Genomic DNA, 18,302 nt, shown 5'->3' on the forward strand with positions numbered 1-18,302 from the left:
GGCGTCCGGCAAGGGTGCGCGGCCCGAGCAGGTGAGCATGACCGTGGGGCGTACGTGATCTCGTACGCCCCGTCCGCTCGCCGCCGTACGAGGTGCGCCGGGATCGTGGCCGGCGCCGTCTCACCTACGCCGGGGGCGGTGTCCCCCCGGTCTCGCCGCCCGGCGGACGGGTCAGGATCGCGCTCGCCACGACATCGAAGAGGTGAGCGGAGCGGGGGGCGAGCGAGGGCTGATCGCTGAGCCACGCTAGCGCCGCTACCAGCGCGAACAGCTCGGTGCCATCGATGTCGGTCCGCGCCGTGCCCGCGGCCTGGGCTCGGGTGAGGAGCTGCGCACGGCCGCCCGCAGGATGACGCAGGAGGCGTGGAGTGCGGACTCGGTGTCCTCGATGGCGGATGCCGTCAGTTCGGTCACGCCCCGGTACTCGGTCGTCCAGCCGACGCAGTCGCGCAGCCACGAGACGAGGGCGTCTTCGGGCGAGTCCGACGTCACGAGCTCGCCAGCCCGTGCCGTCAGCTCGTCGAAGTTCGTGCGGAGCAGGGCCTCGAGGAGCGCCTCGCGCGTCGGGAAGTGACGCAGCAGCGTCGCGAGCCCGACATCGGCCCTGCGCGCGATGTCGCGCAGCGACACGTCGACGCCCTGCCCGGTGATGGCGGTGCCCGCTACGGCGAGCAGGTGGTCGCGGTTCTCTTCGCGCTGCAGCTGGCGAAGTGGAGGGGCGCACGTGTCATCGCGGTGGCCTCGGGCGGAGATGAGGCGTTCCTGCGCGACCTAGGGCCTGTCGTTTGGATCAGGCTGGCTGTGACCGACGACAACGCCGCAGATGTGCGTGCCAGACCCCGCGACGCCGGCATGATCCAAACGACAGGCCCTAGGCGCCGACCGGTTCATCGACTACACCAGAAGCCGTCCCGAGGAACTCGTGCGCGACGTCGACCTCGTCCTGGACACCGTGGGCGGTCCCGACAGCAGGCGTTTCCTGCGTACGCTCAACCGGGGCGGAGCCCAGTTCCCCGTCCTTCCCGGGGACTTCGACGAGGAGGAGACCGCGAAGCTGGGCGTCACCGTCTCGAGCGCCCAGGTCCGCTCGAACGGCGCGCAGCTCGCCGAACTGGGACGCCTTCTCGACGCGGGCACGGTTCGTGTCGCCGTGGACAGCACGTTCCCGCTCGCGGATGCCGGGGCGGCGCACGAGCGCGCCGCCCGAGGGCACATCCGGGGCAAGATCGTGCTCACGGTCGCTCAGGAATGGCCGGTTCATAGCGGCGACATGTGCCGGTGTCCCCCGGGACCTCTTCACTCCGCCGGGCACAGAACCCCGTCGATGACGGTGACCGCGCGGCCGGTGAGCAGGGTGCGGTCGCCGCGCAGTTCGGTGCGGACGCGGCCCGAGCGGGGTGACGCCTGGAGGCCCGTCAGGTCGGGGCTGCCGAGGCGCGCGGACCAGAACGGCGCGAGGGCCGTGTGGGCGCTGCCGGTGACCGGGTCCTCGTCGATGCCGACGTTGGGGAAGAAGCAGCGGGAGACGAAGTCGTAACCCTGGGAGGGGTCTTCGGCGCGGGCGGTGGCGATGATGCCGCGCTCCGAGTACCGCGCGAGGGCCCTGTGGTCCGGGGTGAGGCCGAGGACCGTCTGCTCGTCGGCGAGTTCGATCAGCAGGTCGCCGATGTTCGGGCCCGTGTCGAAGGCGCTGAGAGGCTCCGCGCCCAGGGCTTCGGCCACGCCGTCGGGGATCCCGGCCGCGGTGAGCGGGGCGGTCGGGAAGTCCAGGGTCAGGGAACCGTCCTGTCGGGGCGTCGCGATGAGCACGCCGCTGCGGGTCGCGAAGCGTACCGGCCCCGCGTGGGCGCCCGTGGTGTGCAGCACGTGTGCGGCGGCCAGGGTGGCGTGACCGCACAGCGCGACCTCGGTGACGGGGGTGAACCAGCGCAGGGCCCAGTCGGCCTCGCCGCCCTCGGCCAGGCGGTGGACGAAGGCCGTCTCGGCGTGGTTGACCTCGCGGGCGACGTCCTGGAGCCAGGTGTCGTCCGGGAAGGCGTCGAGGAGCAGGACCCCGGCCGGGTTGCCGGCGAAGGGGCGGTCGGTGAAGGCGTCGACGATTCGAATGCGCATGACGGTGACGCTAGTCGCCGACCGGGGCCGCGGGCCAAGGCCAATCCGGCGGCGCCGGCCCGTTCGGCGCGGAGACCGGTCCTCGGCGTCCTCGCGTGAGGAAGGGGGCCGGGCGGCGGGAGAGGGCGGGCCGGTCAGGTCAGGTCAGGTCAGGTAGTCCGCGCGTCCCTCGTCATCGAGTTCGAAAGGGCCGTCGGGGATGATGCAGAACTCGTTGCCCTCGGGGTCGGCCATCACCAGGAAGCCGCCGTCGGCGTACTCCTCCAGCCGGCGCCCGCCGAGCGCCTCGACCCGCTGCTGCTCGGCGGCCGGATCGGGGGAACTGACATCGAAGTGCAGGCGGTTCTTGCCCGACTTCGGCTCGTCGGTCCGCTGGAAGCCCACGCCCAGGCCGTTCTCGCGCCGCAGCCACACGTAGGGCCCCATGCGGCCCACCACCGGCCTGCCGAGGAGCTCGGACCAGAACGCGGCGAGCCGTTCGGGGTCAGCGGCATCGACGATGAGGGCATTGATCTGCACGGGTGTGCTCACCATGCCCTGATCATCTCTCAAGGTGCACGGGTGCACGGGTGCACGGGTGCACGGGTGCGCGGGTGCGCGGGTGCGCGGGCGTCGCTGATCAGGCGTCATGCGCGGGCAGCGGACGCAGCGCCGGCCGGCGTTCGAGCAGGCGGCAGGCCGGGGCGGAGCTGAGGTGCCGACGGCGTGCAGGTGATCGTGCTCGCGGGTCATGTCGGCGACCACGTCCAGGCGGTGGACGAGCCGCTCACGGGCGGAGACGTAGCCCCAGTCGAAGTCCTCGGCGGGCATGCCGTCAGCTCGTGCTTCCAGAGCGGGCGATAGGGCGCCGCTTGCGTTCGGGGCTTTCAGTCGATACAGAACTCGTTGCCCTCGATGTCGAGCATCGGGATGCACGCATCGTTGCCGTCGTACAGCGTTTGCACGTGTACCGCGCCAAGCGGGACCAGCCGGGCGCATTCGGCCTCAAGTGCGGCGAGGCGCTCCTCCCCCACCAGTCCGGTGCCGACCCGCACATCAAGATGCACCCGGTTCTTGGCGGCCTTCCCCTCCGGGACGCGCTGGAAGTACAGCCGCGGGCCCACACCTGAGGGATCGACGCAGGCGAACCAGGAATCCCGCTGCTCAGGTGGCTGCGAGACCTTGAAGTCATCCCAAGTGGCAAACCCCTCCGGCGGCGGCGGTACGACGTACCCCAACACCTCGCACCAGAACCGAGCGAGGCGCTCAGGTTCTGCGCAGTCGAAGGTGACTTGGAACTTCCTGATCGACGTCATCGGCCCACCATATTGGCGTGTGCCGTTCACCCACATCCCGGTTTCCGCAGCCTACGGGGCGAGGTCTCGCATGACATGAGCAGCGCATGACATGAGCAGCGTCAACGGGCAGATCACCTGAGACGACGAGCGCCGGGGCGAGCTGGAGAGGCTTGTCAGGGCGAGCGTTCCGATATATCGTTGACGCATCGCGACCGATCAACGATGGAATGGAGTGATTGCGATGCGTTCCCATGGACAGGAATTCGGCCACGAACACGGACATGGACACCACGGCGGGCCCGGCCATCAAGGGCGGGGCGGCTTCGAGGGGCGGCGCGGGGCTTTCGGGCCCTTCGGTCCCGGTGGTCCCGGCTTCGGCGGACCGGGCTTCGGCCCCGGCCCCTGGGGTGGACGGGGCGGCCGGGGCGGTCCGCGGGGCAGGGCACGGCGCGGCGACGTACGCGCGTCGATCCTGGCCCTGCTCAAGGACCGGCCCATGCACGGCTACGAGATGATCCAGGAGATCGCCGAGCGCAGCGGCGGGGCGTGGAAGCCCAGCCCGGGTTCGGTCTATCCCACCCTTCAGCTGCTGGAGGACGAAGGCCTGATCGCCAGCGAGACCGAGGGCGGCAAGAAGCTGTTCTCACTCACCGAGGCCGGTCGTTCCGCGGCCGGCGAGGGTCCCGACGCGCCCTGGGAAGAGGCGGGGCGCGGGGTCGACTGGGAAGCGCTGAGCGAGATCCGGCAGGCCGGTTTCGGCCTCATGGAGGCGTTCGGCCAGGTCTGGAAGACCGGTAGCAAGGAGCAGCGCGACAAGGCGGTCGCGGTCATCAACGAAGCCCGCAAGAAGCTGTATCTGATCCTCGCCGACCAGGACTGACGGCCGGCAGTGGTGCACCCCCGGCAGGGCACAGCGGCTCTCCGGCCGTACGTCCTCGCGCCCCGGCCGGCAAGTGCGGCGCCCCGTGGAACTTCTCCACGGGGCGCCGTTCGTCGTGGTCGCCGACGGGGGCGGGGAGCGGCGGTACTCGCCTCAGGCCACCAGCCCGGTCAGTTTGCGCAGTGACTCGTGCAGCGCGGCCGTCGCCGAGTCCTTGAGCCTGCCCGCCATCAGGGAGACGGCGGCGCCGGTGAACGCACCGTCGATACGGACCGTCGTCGCGTCTCCGTCGGGGATCAGCGTGTAGCGGGTGGCCACGATGACGGCCATCGGGCCCTTGCCCCGGATGGCGAGCGTGCGCGCCGGTTCCAGCTCCTCGACGGTCCACTCGACCTCGGCCGGGAAGCCCATGAGCTTCATGTTCTCCACGAACGTGCCGCCGACGGCCAGGACTTCGGGGGTGCCCTCGGGGAAGCTCGTGTGCGTGGAGTTCCACTCCCCGTACGACGAGAAGTCCGTGAGCCGCGCCCACACCTTCTCGGCGGGCGCCTCGATGCGTGCCTCCGCGCCGACTTCGGCCATGCGACCACCCCTTCGCGTCGGGCGCTGCGCCGGGCACAGCGACGGTGTCGCGGAACGTAGCCGCAGGGACCCGAACATTCAATACTGATGAACCGTCAGTACGCGCGGAGTGCTGCTTGCCGGTCCAGCGTACGAGACAGGTGTCATCGGGGGTGACGCTCATGACCGGGCCTGTCATCATGTGCCGGTGCGTACGTCTCGGAGCAGTGAGAATCACCGTGGCAGGGGTTTCGGACTGGGCCTCGCCCTCGTGTCCGCGGTCGCCTTCGGCGGATCGGGTGTCGCGGCCAAGCCGCTGATCGAAGCGGGCCTCGACCCGCTCCACGTGGTGTGGCTGAGGGTCGCGGGCGCCGCCCTGGTCATGCTGCCCCTCGCCGTACGCCATCGCGCCCTGGTCCGGCAGCGCCCCGCCCTGCTCGTGGGGTACGGGCTGCTCGCCGTGGCGGGTGTCCAGGCCTGCTACTTCGCCGCGATCTCCCGCATCCCCGTGGGCGTCGCGCTGCTCGTCGAATACCTCGCCCCCGCCCTGGTGCTCGGCTGGGTGCGCTTCGTCCAGCGGCGGCCGGTGACGCGCGCCGCGGCCCTGGGTGTCGTCCTCGCGGTCGGCGGTCTCGCGTGCGTCGTCGAGGTGTGGGCGGGACTGAGCTTCGACCTGCTCGGGCTGCTGCTCGCGCTCGGCGCCGCCTGCTGCCAGGTCGGCTACTTCGTCCTGTCCGACCAGGGGAGCGACGCGGGCACCGACGCCCCCGACCCGCTCGGCGTCATCGCGTACGGGCTGCTGGTCGGCACCGTCGTCCTGACCGCCGTGGCCCGCCCCTGGACCATGGACTGGTCGGTGCTCGACGGCAGCGCGGACATGAACGGCACGTCCGTCGCCGCCGCGCTGCTGCTCGGCTGGATCGTGCTGATCGCCACCGTCGTCGCGTACGTCACCGGAGTGGTCTCCGTGCGCACGCTGTCACCGCAGGTGGCCGGAGTGGTGGCGTGCCTGGAGGCGGTCATCGCGACGGTGCTCGCCTGGGTCCTGCTCGGCGAGCACCTCTCGCTGCCGCAGATCGTCGGCGGTGGGGTGGTGCTGGCGGGCGCCTTCATCGCGCAGTCGTCGGCGCCCGCGAAGACACCCGACGGGCCCGTCGCCGCCGGGGCGGGCAGCGAGGAAAGGGAGTTGTCCGCGCGCGGCACGGCCGCCTAGTGTGCCGATCATGCACTCGGACGCACGCGTTCTCCCGCCTCCGGCCGCCTGAGGCGGGCCCCCGGATCCACCCCCGGCGTACCGCCGGGCGGATCGGTGCTGCCCGCAGAAGAAGTCCGAGGACCACTCCGTGCGCCCGCGCCGTGTCCCGGCACGGCCGCCGTCGCACCCATGAGCCGGGTGCCGCGGCCCGTGGCGACGTGGTCCTTTCCGAGCTTCTGCGAATCCGCGGAGAGAACACGTGTCGAACACTGCCTCAGGCCTGCCCGTCGGGCGGGGCCTGCTCTATCTGATCGTCGCCGGTGCCGCCTGGGGCACCGCGGGCGCGGCCGCCTCACTGGTCTACCTGGCCAGTGACATGGGGCCGGTCGCCCTGTCCTTCTGGCGGTGCGCGGGCGGGCTCGTCCTGCTGCTCGCCGTGCGTCCGCTGCGTCCGCGTGCGACGGCCGCCGTACGCGAACCCCTCGGCCGCAAGGCGCTGCGGACCGGCGTCACCGGTCTCGGACTCGCGGTCTTCCAGACGGCCTACTTCGCCGCCGTCGACGTCACCGGACTGGCGACGGCCACCGTGGTCACCCTCGGGTCCGGGCCCGTGCTCATCGCGCTCGGCGCACGACTGACCATGGGGGAGCGGCTCGGCCGCGGGGGCCTCGCCGCCGTCGCCGGGGCACTCACCGGCCTCGCCGTCCTGGTCCTCGGCAGCGGGGAAGCCGCCGTACGGCCCCTTGGCGTCCTGCTCGCGGTCGCGTCGGCCGCAGGCTACTCCCTGATGACGCTGCTCACGCGCTGGTGGGGCCGTCATGGCGAGGTGGACGCGGCCGGTACGACGGTGGGGGCGTTCGGCGTGACGACCCTGTGCCTGCTGCCCTTCGCCCTGGCCGAGGGCCTGCTCCCGCACACCGGGCAACCCGCCCACGTCGTGGCCCTGTTGGCGTACATCGCCGCGATCCCGACGGCGCTGGCCTACGCGCTGTACTTCGCCGGCGCGGCCGTGGTCCGGTCGGCCACCGTCTCGGTGATCATGCTCCTCGAACCGGTGAGCGCCGCGGTCCTCGCGGTCGGTCTGCTGGGTGAGCACCTGACCGCGGCGACGCTGATCGGCACGCTGGTCATGCTCGGATCGGTCGCGGGGCCGGCGGTGGCCGAGGCGCGGGACGCGGGAGCGGCCACGCGCGGGGCGAGCGCGGAGGAGAGAGCGCCTGTCTGAGCCGGACCTTGGGGGCCTGCGGGACAGCGGGTGTGCGAGGCGGCGGGTGCGGCAGCTCCGGGTGCGGGCCGTTCGGCCTGTGCCCGGAGCCTGCCGGCCGAGCCTGCCGGCCGGTACCCTCCGGCCGGAGGTGCGCCCGCCCGTCCGTGCCCGACGTCTGTCGGCGGCCCGGAGAGCGCCGCGCCTGTCACCCGCGGCCGCAGCCTCCCGGGCCGGGAGGGCCATGCCCCACTGCCCGTGCCCCGGGGTCGTCCGGCCGGGGGAAAGGTCTCACCCCCGGCGCCCGTGACCCCGTACGCCGCACCGGCGGCCCCACGTCACAAGGCCGCCAGGTAGTCGGGCAGCCCGATGCCGGGAGCCAGGTCGGCGGCGGGGACCGGCGTGCCGTAGCCCTTCGCCAGGGGAAGCACTCCGGTCCAGTGGGGGAGTGACAGGTCCTCGGGCTCGTCGTTCGGGCCGCCGGTGCGCAGCTTCGCCGAGACCTCGTTCAGGTCGAGGCGGATCACGGCGGTTGCGGCCTGTTCCTTGGCGTTGGCCGGCCGGGAGTCGCGGGAACGGCCGGGCACCACGTGATCCATCAGCGCGTCGAGGGCGTCCCGCTTCTCGTCGGGGTCGGTCACCTGCTGGGCGATGCCGTGCACCATCACGGAGCGGTAGTTCATCGAGTGGTGGAAGGCGGACCGGGCCAGGACCAGACCGTCGACGTGGGTGACCGTCACGCATACCGGCAGCCCGGGGTCCGCCTGGCCGGCCATCCGCAGCGGGCGCGAGCCCGTCGAACCGTGCAGGTACAGCCGTTCGCCGACGCGCCCGTACAGGGTCGGGAGCACCACGGGGGCGCCGTCGCGGACGAAGCCCAGATGGCAGACGTAGCCCTCGTCGAGTATCGAGTGCACCAACTCCCGGTCGTAGGCCGCGCGCTCCCGGGAGCGGGTCGGGACGGTGCGGTCGGTCGGGGTGTAGGCAGCGGACTGCGCCGTCCCTGGCTGGGTGCTCGTCTCCGACATTTGCGGCCTCCATTGCACTAGTGCATAATCTCTTTTGTGCTAGGAGAGTATCGGATCGAAGGGCGCCGCGCAGCCGAGATCGCCGCGAGCGTGGAGCGCGGGGTGGGTGCCGGTGATCTGGAGCCGGGGCAACTGCTGCCGCCGATGCGGGAGTTGGCGGCCGGTCTCGGCGTCAATCCCAACACCGTCGCGGCCGCCTACCGCACGCTGCGCGAGCGTGGGGTCATCGAGACCGCGGGGCGCCGCGGCAGCCGCGTGCGCGCCAGGCCCGCCACCACCGGACGGGAGCGGGTCGGTGTCCGGGTGCCGCCCGGTGTGCGCAACGTGGCCGACGGCAATCCCGATCCCGCTCTGCTGCCCGGCCTCGCCGAGGCGTTCGCGGCGGCCACCGCCCGGGCGGACCGCGAGCCGGTCATGTACGGCGAGGGCGCCGTGGACCCCGAACTGGCGCGGCTGGCCCGCGCCGAACTGGACGCGGACGGCGTGCCGGACGGGCCCGTCGTCGTCACCTCCGGTTCGCTCGACGCCGTCGAACGGGTCCTGGCCGCCCACCTGAAACCCGGAGACGCCGTCGCCGTCGAGGATCCGGGCTGGGGCAGCCTCCTGGACCTGGTGCCCGCGCTCGGGCTGCACACCGTTCCGGTACGCGTCGACGACGAGGGTCCGGTCCCCGACGACGTGCGGCGCGCGCTGGAGGGCGGCGCGCGGGCTCTGATCGTCACCGGCCGGGCGCAGAACCCGACCGGGGCCTCGGTGACCGCCACCCGCGCGCGTGCCCTGCGCTCGGTGCTTCGCGCGCATCCCCGGACGCTGCTCGTCGAGGACGACCACGGCCATCGGATCGTCGGCCTGCCACTGCACCCGCTCGCAGGCGTGACGCACCACTGGGCCCTCGTCCGCTCCGTGGCCAAGGCCTACGGTCCCGATCTCCGGCTCGCCGTCCTGACCGGGGACGAGGTCACGGCCGACCGGGTGCACGGACGGCTGCGGCTGGGGCCCGGCTGGGTGAGTCTGCTGCTGCAGCGGGCCGTGGTGCACCTCTGGACCGACGGCGCGGTGGACGCCGCGGCCGTCGCGGCGGCCTACGGGCGGCGCCGGGACGCGCTGATCCGGGCGCTGGCGGAGCGCGGTGTCGCGGCGCACGGACGCAGCGGGATGAACGTGTGGGTGCCCGTCCCGGACGAGACGGGGGCGGTCGCGCGGCTGCTGCACGCGGGCTGGGCGGTCGCGCCCGGCGCCCGCTTCCGGATGAGCGCGCCGCCCGGCATCAGGATCACGGTCTCCCCGCTCGGCCCCGAGGACATCGGGCCGGTGGCGGACGCCGTCGCCTCCGCCGTCGGTCCCGCGCCGGAGCGCCGGTACGTGTGATGTCCCCGCAGGTCACGTCTGTGCCGTCGCCCGGCGGGGCGGCGCAGGCGAGCGGTCACCTCCGCGTCGCGGCCGGGCCTGCGTGAGCGCGGCGCCGGCGAGGACGATCACCGCGCCGACCGGTGTCGACCAGGCCAGCGACTCGCCCAGGACGGCGACACCCGCGGCGGTGGCGATGACCGGGATGAAGTACGTGACCATCTGGGCCGTCGTCGGGCCGACCTCGGCGACCAGGCCGTACTGGATGAGCACGGCGAACCCTGTGCCGAGCGCGCCCAGCGCGGCGATCGCGAGCAGCGGGACCAGCGGGAAGCGGGTGGGGAGCGTGGTGAACAGCGGCGTGACGAACGCCAGTTGGACAGTGGCGAGGAGCAGCTGCGCGCCGGTCATCGACAGGTGCGAGGCGCCCGTACCGGCCAGGGTGCGGCGGAGGTAGATCCAGCCGACGGGATAGCTGAGCGAGGCGGCCAGCGCCATCGCGGTGCCCCTGGCGTCCAGCCCGCTGAAGCCCTGCCAGGCACCGAGCACCGTCAGTACGCCCAGGAAGCCGACACCGAGCCCGGCCACCCGGACCCGGGTCGGCCGGTCCTCCGAGAGGGCCACCATGGACAGGGCCATGCCCCACAGCGGCGAGGTCGCGTTGCAGATGCCCGCCAGCGTGGACGGGATCGTCAGCTCCGCGTAGGCGAAGAGCGAGAACGGCAGCGCGTTCAGCAGGAAGGCGGCGACCGTGAGATGGCCCCACGTGCGGGCGCCACGCGGCAGCCGCTCCCGCTTCACCGCCATCGCCGCCGCGAGCACCGCGGTCCCGAACAGCAGCCTTCCGAAGGTGACCTGGAAGGGCGCATACCCCTCGGTGCCGACCTTGATGAGAAGGAAGCTGAAGCCCCAGACGAGGGAGAGGGCCCCGAAGCGGAGCCGCCAGTCGAGGGCCGCGCGGCGGGGCGGGGCGGACACGGGGGCGGGGGTTCGACGGGTGGTGACGCTGCTCATGGACGTAACGATGAGGCAGCCGATCTCGTAGCACAAGCGAGACTTTGCGAGCAATATCTCGTAGCATCGCTTACATGTTGAATCTGGAGCGCCTGCGTACCCTCGACGCGCTGGCCCGGCACGGTTCGGTCAGCGCCGCAGCCGAGGGACTGCACGTGACGACCTCGGCGGTCTCCCAGCAGATGTCCAAGCTGGAGCGGGAGGTGGGACAGCGGCTGCTCGCCAAGAACGGGCGGGGGGTGCGTCTCACCGACGCGGGACGGCTGCTCGCCGACCATGCCGCGCGCATCCTCTCCCAGGTCGAGCTCGCCCAGGCCGACCTGGAGGCACAGCGCGGCCAGGTGGCGGGCGAGCTGCGGCTGTCCGCCTTCCCGACCGCCGCGCGCGGGCTGTTCCCGGCCGCGCTGGCCGCCCTGCGGCGCGACCACCCCGGGCTGCGCGTGCGTTCGTGCGAACTGGAACCGGAGGCCGGAGTCGCCGAAGTGGTGCGGGGAGATCTCGATCTCGCCGTGGTGCTCGACTGGTACAACAAGCCGATGCCGCTGCCCGACGGCCTGGTCAAGGCGGCCGTCCTCGACGACCCCGCAGATGTGGCGATCCCGGCCGGGCACCGGTTCGCCGACCGCGCCGAGGTGGACCTCTGCGAGTTCGCCGAGGACGAGTGGATCACCTGGGGCCAGGGCGAGTTCTGCCACGAGTGGCTGATGTTCACCCTGCGCTCCAAAGGCGTCGAGCCGCGCATCGGCCATCGCGCCGCGGAGACGCACACCCAGCTCGGCCTGGTCGCCGCGGGCCTCGGTGTCTGCATCGCCCCCCTGCTCGGCCGGCACCCCGTGCCCCGTGGGGTCGTCATGGTTCCGGTGAAGCAGCGGGTGCGGCGGCACGTGTACGTCGTGTGGCGGGCGGACGCCGACCGGCGCCCCTCGATCCGGGCCGCGGTGGAGGCGCTCCGCGAGGCGGGCCGCGCCGTCGCCTCCTGACCGACGGCGCCCGGACGGCGGCGGATCCGGCTACAGGGACGCCAGTTTGCGGAAGTCCCAGGACGCGACCGCGTCGGGAGTCAGCCGCATCCAGGCGTGGCGGCCGTCGTGCGGCAGTTCGTCGACGCCGAAGTTCTTCCGCGCGAACAGCCGCTCCACGCCCGCCAGTTCGGAGCACGGCTCGCCCGTGCGCGGCACCTCGCCGACGAACTCGACGGTGCCGGACAGTTCGGCGCCGCGCAGTTCGCCGTACTCCTCACCGGTGTCGACGACGACGGCGACGCGCGGATCACGGCGCAGATCGGCCCACCGCTTGCTGCGGGTGATCGAGTACAGCCAGAGCGAGGTGCCGTCCCAGGCGAACCAGAGAGTGCTCACGTGCGGAGCGCCGTCCGCCGAGACCGTGGCGACACGGCAGGTGCGCTGACCGGTCAGAAACTCGTCCAGCTCGTCCGGCGTCATCATGATCTTCCGGCCCCGGCGCTGAGTGACGGCCATGCGGTCCCCTTCTTCCCGGACGTGCCCGCCACACCAGGCGGCTGACGGTGCGTCAGCACAGCATGAGGCGTCTTCCGTCCGCACGCAATGGTCGTTAGTCTCGCCCGCTCCGGCCGTCCGTGACCAGGGGGAGCCATGCCGTCGTACGAACAGCTCCGCGAACTCCTCGATCCCGCGTCCACCGTGCTGCTCACCGTCGAGTGCCAGCAAGGCGTCGTCGGCCCGGACAGCGCGCTGCCCGAACTCGCCACGGTGGCCCGCTCGTCGGGAGCGCTCATGAACGTCGCCCGGCTGGTCGCCGCCGCGCACGAGGGCGGCATCCAGGTGATCCACGCGATCGCCGAACGGCGGCCCGACGGACGGGGGGCGGGCCGCAACGCCCGGATCTTCCGGGCGGCCGAACGGCTGCCGGTGCAGCAGCTCGCGGGCACCACGGCCGTGCGCGTCGCACCGCCCGTGGAGGTGGCCGAGGAGGACATCGTCGTACGGCGGCTGCACGGACTGTCGCCGCTCTCGGGCACCGACGTCGACCCGCTGCTGCGCAACCTGGGCTGCCGCATCCTGGTCGTCACCGGTGTCTCCGCCAACGTGGCCGTACCCAACGCGGTGTTCGACGCGGTGAACCGGGGTTACACGGCCGTCGTGCCCGCGGACGCCATCGCGGGGGTACCCGCCGACTACACCCCCCTGATGATCCGGCACACGCTCGCCCTGGTCGCCACCCTCACCACCACCGACGACGTGCTGGCCTGCTTCCGGCGGATTCGCCGCGTGCCGCGGGCCTGAACGCGCGGCCGGCCCCCCGACCGGCCGCGCGCCGGTCAGGCGAGCTTGATCGCGTCGCCGTCCACGGAGATCTCGGCGGCGGCCAGCGGCTCGGTCGCCGGGCCCTTCTTGACGCTGCCGTCGGACGCGGAGAACTGGCTCCCGTGACACGGGCAGTTGATGATGCCGTCCGAGATGCCCTTCACGGCGCAACCGCGATGGGTGCACTTGGCGGAGAACGCCTTGAACGTGCCCGCCGTCGGCTGGGTCACCACCACACCCTGGTCCGCGAAGACCTTGCCGCCGCCCTCCGGGATGTCGGCGGTCTTGGCCAGCACGGTCCCGGCGGCCGCACCGTCACCGCCGCCGTCCTTGCCGCCGGGCTGCGCCTGGGAGGAGTCGGACTCCTTGTCCTGCGATCCGCACGCGGTCAGCGCGACGGCGATCCCGGCCGCCCCGACCGCCGAGACGACGGTACGGCGGGCCGGCCCCGGGACGGGCGCGGTCTCAAGCGATTCGCTGGTCATGCTGACGTTCCCTTCAACGAACACGGCTTCGGTCCACCCAGGGGTACGTTCCGCCCCGGCACCCCGTTCAGACCGGCGGACGCCCGCCCGCCGGGACACCCCGGCGGGGCGCCCACCCGGCGCCCCCGGCCGTCCGGAACACCCCAGTAGCCTGGGGCGATGCTCAAGGAAGTGATCGCGACCCGCTACATCACGCCCCTGCGTGAGGGCGGCTCGCTGCCGGGACTGGTCGAGGCCGACGACCTCGGCACGTACGTCATGAAGTTCACCGGTGCCGGGCAGGGCCGCAAGACGCTCGTCGCGGAGGTCGTCTGCGGCGGACTGGCCCGCCGGCTCGGCCTGCGGGTCCCCGGACTCGTCACGATCGACCTCGACCCCGTGCTGGGCCTCGGCGAACCGGACCAGGAGGTGCAGGAACTCCTCAAGTCCAGCGGCGGCCCCAACCTCGGCATGGACTACCTGTCCCGCGCCCTCGGTTTCGACCCCCTCGCCTTCGAGGTGAGCCCCGAGGAGGCCGGCCGGATCGTCTGGTTCGACGCGCTGGTCAACAACGTCGACCGCAGCTGGCGCAACCCCAACCTGCTGGTGAGGCAGGGACAGCTGTGGCTCATCGACCACGGCGCCACCATGATCTGGCACCACAACTGGCCCGGCGCGCGGGCCTCGGCGGCGAAACCGTACGACGCCTCCGACCACGCCCTCGCCCCGTTCGCCCCCGACATCGCCTCCGCCGCGGCCCGGCTCGCTCCTCTCGTCACCGAGGAACTGCTGGCCGAGGTGACCGCCGAGATCCCCGGGGCGTGGCTGGCCGGCGAGCCCGGCTTCGACTCGGCCGACGCCCTGCGCCGCGCCTACGCGGAGCCGCTCCTGACCCGCGCCGCCGACATCCACGAGCGCATCGAGGGGGCCGAGTGAACGGGCGGGACGTCTTCGAGTACGCGCTGCTGCGGGTGGTGCCGCGGGTCGAGCGCGGCGAGTGCTTCAACGCCGGCGTGCTGGTGTACTGCCGTGCGCAATCCTTCGTCACCGCCCGCACCCATCTGGACGAGGCCAAGCTGCGGGCGCTCGACCCGGCGGCGGACGTTGCCGGTGTGCGGGCCGCGCTGCGTGCCGTCGAGGGAGTCTGCGCCGGAGGAAGAGCCGCAGGCCAGGCGGCCCACGACGACGCCGGGCGGCGCTTTCGGTGGCTGATCGCGCCGCGCTCCACCGTCGTCCAGCCGGGGCCGGTGCACACCGGCCTCACGGCGGATCCCGGCGCCGAGGCGGAGCGGTTGCTCGGGCTGCTGGTGAGGTAATGGATCACATGCGGGCGGTGTGCCGTTGACACCGCGTGCCAGGGCTTCTAGCGTCACGTCTGCTGAGGGTACTAAGCGGTCGCTCACCGGACGGGCGTACCGTGAGAGCCGCAGGCCTCTCAGGACTCCCGCGGCCCCCGCAAGGGCGCCGAGGGTGCCGAGACAGGCATGACGACAGGCTTTTCCAAGGGCGAGGAGAACCAGCAATGTCCACCACTGAGCAGCGCGTCGCCGTGGTCACCGGTGCAGCGCGCGGCATCGGGGCCGCGACCGCCGTACGACTGGCGGCCGAGGGCCGTGCCGTCGCCGTGATCGACCTCGACGAAGCCGCGTGCAAGGACACCGTGGAGAAGATCACCGCCGCCGGTGGCACAGCCATCGCCGTCGGCTGCGACGTCTCCGACGAGGCCCAGGTCGAGGCCGCCGTCGCGCGGATCGCCGCGGAGCTCGGAGCCCCGACGATCCTGGTGAACAACGCGGGCGTGCTCCGCGACAACCTGCTGTTCAAGATGGACGTGTCCGACTGGGACACCGTCATGAACGTGCACCTGCGGGGCGCCTTCCTGATGTCCAAGGCCTGCCAGAAGCACATGGTGGACGCCAAGTTCGGCCGGATCGTCAACCTGTCGTCGTCCTCCGCCCTCGGCAACCGCGGGCAGGTCAACTACTCCGCCGCCAAGGCCGGTCTGCAGGGCTTCACCAAGACCCTCGCCAAGGAGCTCGGCAAGTTCGGCGTCACCGCCAACGCCGTCGCCCCCGGCTTCATCGTCACCGAGATGACCGCGCAGACCGCCGCGCGGGTGGGCATGGACTTCGAGGAGTTCCAGGCCGCCGCCGCCACCCAGATCCCGGTGCAGCGCGTCGGCCGCCCGGACGACATCGCCAACGCGATCGCCTTCTTCACCGGCGAGGAGGCCGGCTTCGTCTCCGGCCAGGTCATGTACGTCGCCGGCGGACCCCTCAACTGAAGCCGGGAGACACGGACATGACCACACCTCCCGAACTCTCCGGCAAGGTCGCGCTCATCACCGGCGGAAGCCGCGGCATCGGCTACGGCGTCGCCGAGGCCCTGATCGCCCGCGGTGACCGCGTGTGCATCACGGGCCGCAACGAGGACTCCCTGAAGGAAGCCGTCGAGGCGCTCGGCTCGGACCGCGCCATCGGCGTCGCGGGCAAGGCGCACGACGAGGCCCACCAGGCTGTCGCCGTCGAGCGCACCATGGAGGCCTTCGGCCGCGTCGACTACCTGGTCAACAACGCGGGTACGAACCCGGTGTTCGGGCCGATCGCGGAGCTGGACCTCAACGTGGCGCGCAAGGTCTTCGAGACCAACGTCGTCTCGGCCCTCGGCTTCGCCCAGCAGACCTGGAAGGCCTGGCAGAGCCAGAACGGCGGTGCGATCGTCAACATCGCCTCCGTCGCGGGCCTCGCCCCCTCGCCGTTCATCGGCGCGTACGGCATCAGCAAGGCCGCCATGATCAACCTGACCGTGCAGCTGGCGCACGAGTTCGCGCCCAAGGTGCGGGTCAACGCCATCGCCCCGGCCGTCGTGAAGACCAAGTTCGCCCAGGCCCTGTACGAGGGCCGGGAGGCGGAGGCGGCCGCCGCCTACCCGCTCGCACGGCTCGGTGTCCCGTCCGACATCGGCGGCGCCGCCGCCTTCCTCACCTCGTCGCAGTCGGACTGGGTCACCGGTCAGACGCTCGTCGTCGACGGCGGGATCTTCCTGAACGCCGGAGTCGCCTGACGGTCGTGCCGACGCGGGCGCGCCTTGACAGAAGGGGCGCCCGCGTCGACGTCCGCGCCCGCACGGAGGCATGACAACGTAGTCACATACGCGCTGATCAAGTGCCCCGCCGGAACGCGGTTCCACCGGCGGGGCACTGCGGTATCGTCTGCCGACCCTTGGTACGGCAGATCGAGGAGCGTGCGCGTGTTCAATCGGAACCGATGTCTGCGTCAGCTGGCGGCGGTCACGTCCATATCCCTGGTGACCGGGTGCGGAGTCCTGTCCACGGACTCCTCCAGCGACAAGGGGCCGATCGTCGTGGGTACCACCAGTGCGCCCAGCACGCTGGATCCTGCCGCCTCCTGGGACGGTTCCTGGGAACTGTTCCGCAACATCTACCAGACCCTCCTGAGCTACCCCTCCGGGGCGAGCGCACCGGAGCCCGACGCCGCCGAGAGCTGCCGGTTCACCGACGACTCCAACCGCGTGTACCGGTGCGTGCTGCGCAAGAACATGAAGTTCTCCGACGGTGACAAGCTCGACGCGCGCGCGGTCAAGCACTCGATCGACCGGATCCGGAAGATCAACGTGGCCGGCGGCCCGGCCGGCCTGCTGGGCAGCCTGGACCGCGTCCAGGCGCTGAGCGACCGCGAGATCGTCTTCCACCTCAACAAGCCGGACGCCACCTTCCCGTTCGTCCTGGCCACGCCCGCCATGTCGATCGTCGACCCCGACGACTACCCCGCGGACTCGCTGCGCAAGGACGGCAAGGTCTTCGGGTCCGGGCCGTACAGCCTCCAGTCCTACGAGGAGGGCAAGGAGGCCGAGCTCGTCAGGAACGACCACTACGACGGCTTCGCCGAGCGCAAGAACGACGCGGTCACCATCCGCTACTTCCAGGACTCGGGCCATATGCTCCAGGCGCTCAGGGACAAGGAGATCGACGTCACCTTCCGCGGTCTCGCCTCCAAGGACATCGTGGCGCTCCAGCGGCAGCGGGCCAAGGAGGAGGGTCTCCAGCTGGTGGAGGGCTCGGGCACCGAGATCAGCTACCTGGTGTTCAATCCGAAGGACCCCTGGGCCAAGAAGCCCGAGGTCCGCAGGGCGATCGCCCAGATCGTCGACCGGCCGGCGATCGCGCACAAGGTCTACAAGGACACCGTCGACCCGCTGTACTCCATGGTCCCCAAGGGCCTGGTCGGACACACCACGGCCTTCTTCGACGACTTCGGTGAGCCCAGTACGTCCAAGGCCCGCAAGATCCTCTCCGAGGCCGGCATCACCGAGCGGGTCCCGCTCACCCTCTGGTACACGACCGACCGCTACGGCTCCGAGACGGCACCGGAGTTCGAGGAGCTGAAGAACCAGCTCAACGCCTCCGGCCTGTTCGACGTGAAGGTCAAGGGCCGCCCCTGGAAGACGTACGAGGCGGGCTACCGCAAGGGCGAGTACCCGGTGTTCGGGCGCGGCTGGTTCCCGGACTTCCCGGACGCCGAGAACTTCATCGCGCCCTTCGTGGGCGAGCAGAACGCCCTCGGCACGCCGTACGAGTCGCCCGAGATCACCGGGGTGCTGCTGCCCGAGTCCCGCCGCGAGAGCGACCGCGGGGCCGTGACCGAGGAGTTCCAGGAGGCGCAGCAGATCCTGGTGGACGACGCGCGCCTGCTGCCGCTGTGGCAGGGCAAGCAGTACGTGGCCGCGAGCGAGGAGATCGCGGGCGGGGAGCGGGCGCTGGACCCCTCCACGATCATGACGATGTGGGAGCTGCACCGCAAGACGAGCTGGTGACCGCGGCGCCGCGGGGGGCCGTGTGACCGGGAGCGGGGCCGATTGTCAGTGGTCGCCTGTAGGTTCTGAGGCCTGGAAGTGACCGCACATCGGAGGAAGTTG

At 72.0% G+C, this 18,302-nt stretch carries 19 protein-coding genes and 2 pseudogenes; 12 read left to right on the plus strand and 9 right to left on the minus strand.

Features of this window, described 5'->3' with window-relative positions; genetic code table 11:
• Nucleotides 1-124: 124 nt before the first annotated feature.
• Nucleotides 125-702, minus strand: a pseudogene (locus tag AC069T_RS23330) (TetR/AcrR family transcriptional regulator).
• Between AC069T_RS23330 and AC069T_RS23335 the strand changes: the two are divergent.
• Nucleotides 691-1,243, plus strand: a pseudogene (locus AC069T_RS23335) (zinc-binding dehydrogenase); the annotation flags it as partial. The pseudogenes AC069T_RS23330 and AC069T_RS23335 sit on opposite strands and share 12 nt — an antisense overlap.
• Nucleotides 1,244-1,296: 53 nt before the next feature.
• Here the strand turns inward: AC069T_RS23335 and AC069T_RS23340 are convergent.
• The 3 genes from AC069T_RS23340 to AC069T_RS23350 form a co-directional block, all read right to left on the minus strand.
• Nucleotides 1,297-2,112: a PhzF family phenazine biosynthesis protein gene (locus AC069T_RS23340; protein ID WP_478784565.1), complete on the minus strand. Its 816-nt coding sequence runs from the start codon at nt 2,110-2,112 to the stop codon at nt 1,297-1,299.
• Between the two features lie 144 nt (nt 2,113-2,256).
• Nucleotides 2,257-2,646, minus strand: coding sequence for a VOC family protein (locus tag AC069T_RS23345; RefSeq protein ID WP_478784646.1), 390 nt, complete (start codon nt 2,644-2,646; stop codon nt 2,257-2,259).
• Between the two features lie 332 nt (nt 2,647-2,978).
• Complete coding sequence (locus AC069T_RS23350; protein WP_478784566.1) at nt 2,979-3,407, minus strand: VOC family protein; 429 nt, start codon at nt 3,405-3,407, stop codon at nt 2,979-2,981.
• Nucleotides 3,408-3,630: 223 nt separating this feature from the next.
• On the opposite strand from AC069T_RS23350, the gene AC069T_RS23355 reads away from it, so the two are divergent.
• The gene (locus AC069T_RS23355) at nt 3,631-4,269 is read left to right on the plus strand and encodes a PadR family transcriptional regulator (RefSeq protein ID WP_478784567.1); all 639 of its coding nucleotides are present in this window, start codon (nt 3,631-3,633) and stop codon (nt 4,267-4,269) included.
• Between the two features lie 153 nt (nt 4,270-4,422).
• Here the strand turns inward: AC069T_RS23355 and AC069T_RS23360 are convergent, their stop codons facing one another.
• Complete coding sequence (locus tag AC069T_RS23360; protein ID WP_478784568.1) at nt 4,423-4,851, minus strand: type II toxin-antitoxin system Rv0910 family toxin; 429 nt, start codon at nt 4,849-4,851, stop codon at nt 4,423-4,425.
• Between the two features lie 181 nt (nt 4,852-5,032).
• Between AC069T_RS23360 and AC069T_RS23365 the strand changes: the two genes are divergently transcribed.
• Together AC069T_RS23365 and AC069T_RS23370 are read left to right on the plus strand one after the other, a co-directional pair.
• Nucleotides 5,033-6,043 carry an EamA family transporter gene (locus AC069T_RS23365; RefSeq protein WP_478784569.1) on the plus strand — a complete coding sequence of 337 codons (1,011 nt, stop codon included), beginning with the start codon at nt 5,033-5,035 and terminating at the stop codon, nt 6,041-6,043.
• A 241-nt stretch (nt 6,044-6,284) separates the two neighbouring features.
• Nucleotides 6,285-7,250 carry a DMT family transporter gene (locus tag AC069T_RS23370; protein ID WP_478784570.1) on the plus strand — a complete coding sequence of 322 codons (966 nt, stop codon included), beginning with the start codon at nt 6,285-6,287 and terminating at the stop codon, nt 7,248-7,250.
• Between the two features lie 317 nt (nt 7,251-7,567).
• On the opposite strand, the gene AC069T_RS23375 is transcribed toward AC069T_RS23370, so the two are convergent.
• A complete protein-coding gene (locus AC069T_RS23375) occupies nt 7,568-8,257 on the minus strand; it encodes a pyridoxamine 5'-phosphate oxidase family protein (protein ID WP_478784571.1) in 690 nt (229 codons plus the stop codon).
• 36 nt (nt 8,258-8,293) lie between these two features.
• On the opposite strand from AC069T_RS23375, the gene AC069T_RS23380 reads away from it, so the two are divergent.
• On the plus strand, nt 8,294-9,625 hold the full coding sequence (locus AC069T_RS23380; RefSeq protein ID WP_478784572.1) for an aminotransferase class I/II-fold pyridoxal phosphate-dependent enzyme: 1,332 nt from the start codon (nt 8,294-8,296) through the stop codon (nt 9,623-9,625).
• A 12-nt stretch (nt 9,626-9,637) separates the two neighbouring features.
• Here the strand turns inward: AC069T_RS23380 and AC069T_RS23385 are convergent, their stop codons facing one another.
• Nucleotides 9,638-10,618 carry a DMT family transporter gene (locus AC069T_RS23385; RefSeq protein WP_478784573.1) on the minus strand — a complete coding sequence of 327 codons (981 nt, stop codon included), beginning with the start codon at nt 10,616-10,618 and terminating at the stop codon, nt 9,638-9,640.
• Between the two features lie 74 nt (nt 10,619-10,692).
• Here AC069T_RS23385 and AC069T_RS23390 point away from each other — a divergent pair, with 74 nt between their 5' ends.
• Nucleotides 10,693-11,598: a LysR substrate-binding domain-containing protein gene (locus AC069T_RS23390; RefSeq protein ID WP_478784574.1), complete on the plus strand. Its 906-nt coding sequence runs from the start codon at nt 10,693-10,695 to the stop codon at nt 11,596-11,598.
• Nucleotides 11,599-11,628: 30 nt separating this feature from the next.
• Here the strand turns inward: AC069T_RS23390 and AC069T_RS23395 are convergent, their stop codons facing one another.
• A complete protein-coding gene (locus AC069T_RS23395; RefSeq protein ID WP_478784575.1) occupies nt 11,629-12,096 on the minus strand; it encodes a pyridoxamine 5'-phosphate oxidase family protein in 468 nt (155 codons plus the stop codon).
• A 135-nt stretch (nt 12,097-12,231) separates the two neighbouring features.
• Here AC069T_RS23395 and AC069T_RS23400 point away from each other — a divergent pair, with 135 nt between their 5' ends.
• Complete coding sequence (locus AC069T_RS23400; protein ID WP_478784576.1) at nt 12,232-12,882, plus strand: cysteine hydrolase family protein; 651 nt, start codon at nt 12,232-12,234, stop codon at nt 12,880-12,882.
• A 35-nt stretch (nt 12,883-12,917) separates the two neighbouring features.
• Here the strand turns inward: AC069T_RS23400 and AC069T_RS23405 are convergent, their stop codons facing one another.
• A complete protein-coding gene (locus AC069T_RS23405) occupies nt 12,918-13,388 on the minus strand; it encodes a Rieske (2Fe-2S) protein (RefSeq protein ID WP_478784577.1) in 471 nt (156 codons plus the stop codon).
• A gap of 159 nt (nt 13,389-13,547) precedes the next feature.
• Between AC069T_RS23405 and AC069T_RS23410 the strand changes: the two genes are divergently transcribed.
• The 5 genes from AC069T_RS23410 (at nt 13,548) to AC069T_RS23430 (ending at nt 18,200) form a co-directional block, all read left to right on the plus strand.
• The gene (locus AC069T_RS23410) at nt 13,548-14,303 is read left to right on the plus strand and encodes a HipA family kinase (protein WP_478784578.1); all 756 of its coding nucleotides are present in this window, start codon (nt 13,548-13,550) and stop codon (nt 14,301-14,303) included.
• The gene (locus AC069T_RS23415; protein ID WP_478784579.1) at nt 14,300-14,683 is read left to right on the plus strand and encodes a DUF3037 domain-containing protein; all 384 of its coding nucleotides are present in this window, start codon (nt 14,300-14,302) and stop codon (nt 14,681-14,683) included. The genes AC069T_RS23410 and AC069T_RS23415 overlap by 4 nt, the downstream gene beginning before the upstream one ends.
• A 206-nt stretch (nt 14,684-14,889) precedes the next feature.
• Nucleotides 14,890-15,651, plus strand: coding sequence for a 3-oxoacyl-ACP reductase FabG (fabG, locus tag AC069T_RS23420; protein WP_476755644.1), 762 nt, complete (start codon nt 14,890-14,892; stop codon nt 15,649-15,651).
• 17 nt (nt 15,652-15,668) lie between these two features.
• Complete coding sequence (locus AC069T_RS23425; protein ID WP_478784580.1) at nt 15,669-16,430, plus strand: SDR family oxidoreductase; 762 nt, start codon at nt 15,669-15,671, stop codon at nt 16,428-16,430.
• A 186-nt stretch (nt 16,431-16,616) separates the two neighbouring features.
• On the plus strand, nt 16,617-18,200 hold the full coding sequence (locus AC069T_RS23430; protein ID WP_478784581.1) for an ABC transporter substrate-binding protein: 1,584 nt from the start codon (nt 16,617-16,619) through the stop codon (nt 18,198-18,200).
• The last annotated feature ends 102 nt before the right edge of the window (nt 18,201-18,302 follow it).

This window comes from Streptomyces sp. NPDC043867 (genome assembly GCF_056435845.1).

Bases quoted from the DNA above. Each gene is read 5' to 3' on its own strand.
- AC069T_RS23385 (WP_478784573.1), bottom strand. From the start codon at position 10,618: ATGAGCAGCGTCACCACCCGTCGAACCCCCGCCCCCGTGTCCGCCCCG.
- AC069T_RS23360 (WP_478784568.1), bottom strand. From the start codon at position 4,851: ATGGCCGAAGTCGGCGCGGAGGCACGCATCGAGGCGCCCGCCGAGAAG.
- AC069T_RS23345 (WP_478784646.1), bottom strand. From the start codon at position 2,646: ATGGTGAGCACACCCGTGCAGATCAATGCCCTCATCGTCGATGCCGCT.
- AC069T_RS23350 (WP_478784566.1), bottom strand. From the start codon at position 3,407: ATGACGTCGATCAGGAAGTTCCAAGTCACCTTCGACTGCGCAGAACCT.
- AC069T_RS23410 (WP_478784578.1), top strand. From the start codon at position 13,548: ATGCTCAAGGAAGTGATCGCGACCCGCTACATCACGCCCCTGCGTGAG.
- AC069T_RS23390 (WP_478784574.1), top strand. From the start codon at position 10,693: ATGTTGAATCTGGAGCGCCTGCGTACCCTCGACGCGCTGGCCCGGCAC.
- AC069T_RS23425 (WP_478784580.1), top strand. From the start codon at position 15,669: ATGACCACACCTCCCGAACTCTCCGGCAAGGTCGCGCTCATCACCGGC.
- AC069T_RS23400 (WP_478784576.1), top strand. From the start codon at position 12,232: ATGCCGTCGTACGAACAGCTCCGCGAACTCCTCGATCCCGCGTCCACC.
- AC069T_RS23340 (WP_478784565.1), bottom strand. From the start codon at position 2,112: ATGCGCATTCGAATCGTCGACGCCTTCACCGACCGCCCCTTCGCCGGC.
- fabG (WP_476755644.1), top strand. From the start codon at position 14,890: ATGTCCACCACTGAGCAGCGCGTCGCCGTGGTCACCGGTGCAGCGCGC.
- AC069T_RS23375 (WP_478784571.1), bottom strand. From the start codon at position 8,257: ATGTCGGAGACGAGCACCCAGCCAGGGACGGCGCAGTCCGCTGCCTAC.
- AC069T_RS23405 (WP_478784577.1), bottom strand. From the start codon at position 13,388: ATGACCAGCGAATCGCTTGAGACCGCGCCCGTCCCGGGGCCGGCCCGC.
- AC069T_RS23355 (WP_478784567.1), top strand. From the start codon at position 3,631: ATGCGTTCCCATGGACAGGAATTCGGCCACGAACACGGACATGGACAC.
- AC069T_RS23395 (WP_478784575.1), bottom strand. From the start codon at position 12,096: ATGGCCGTCACTCAGCGCCGGGGCCGGAAGATCATGATGACGCCGGAC.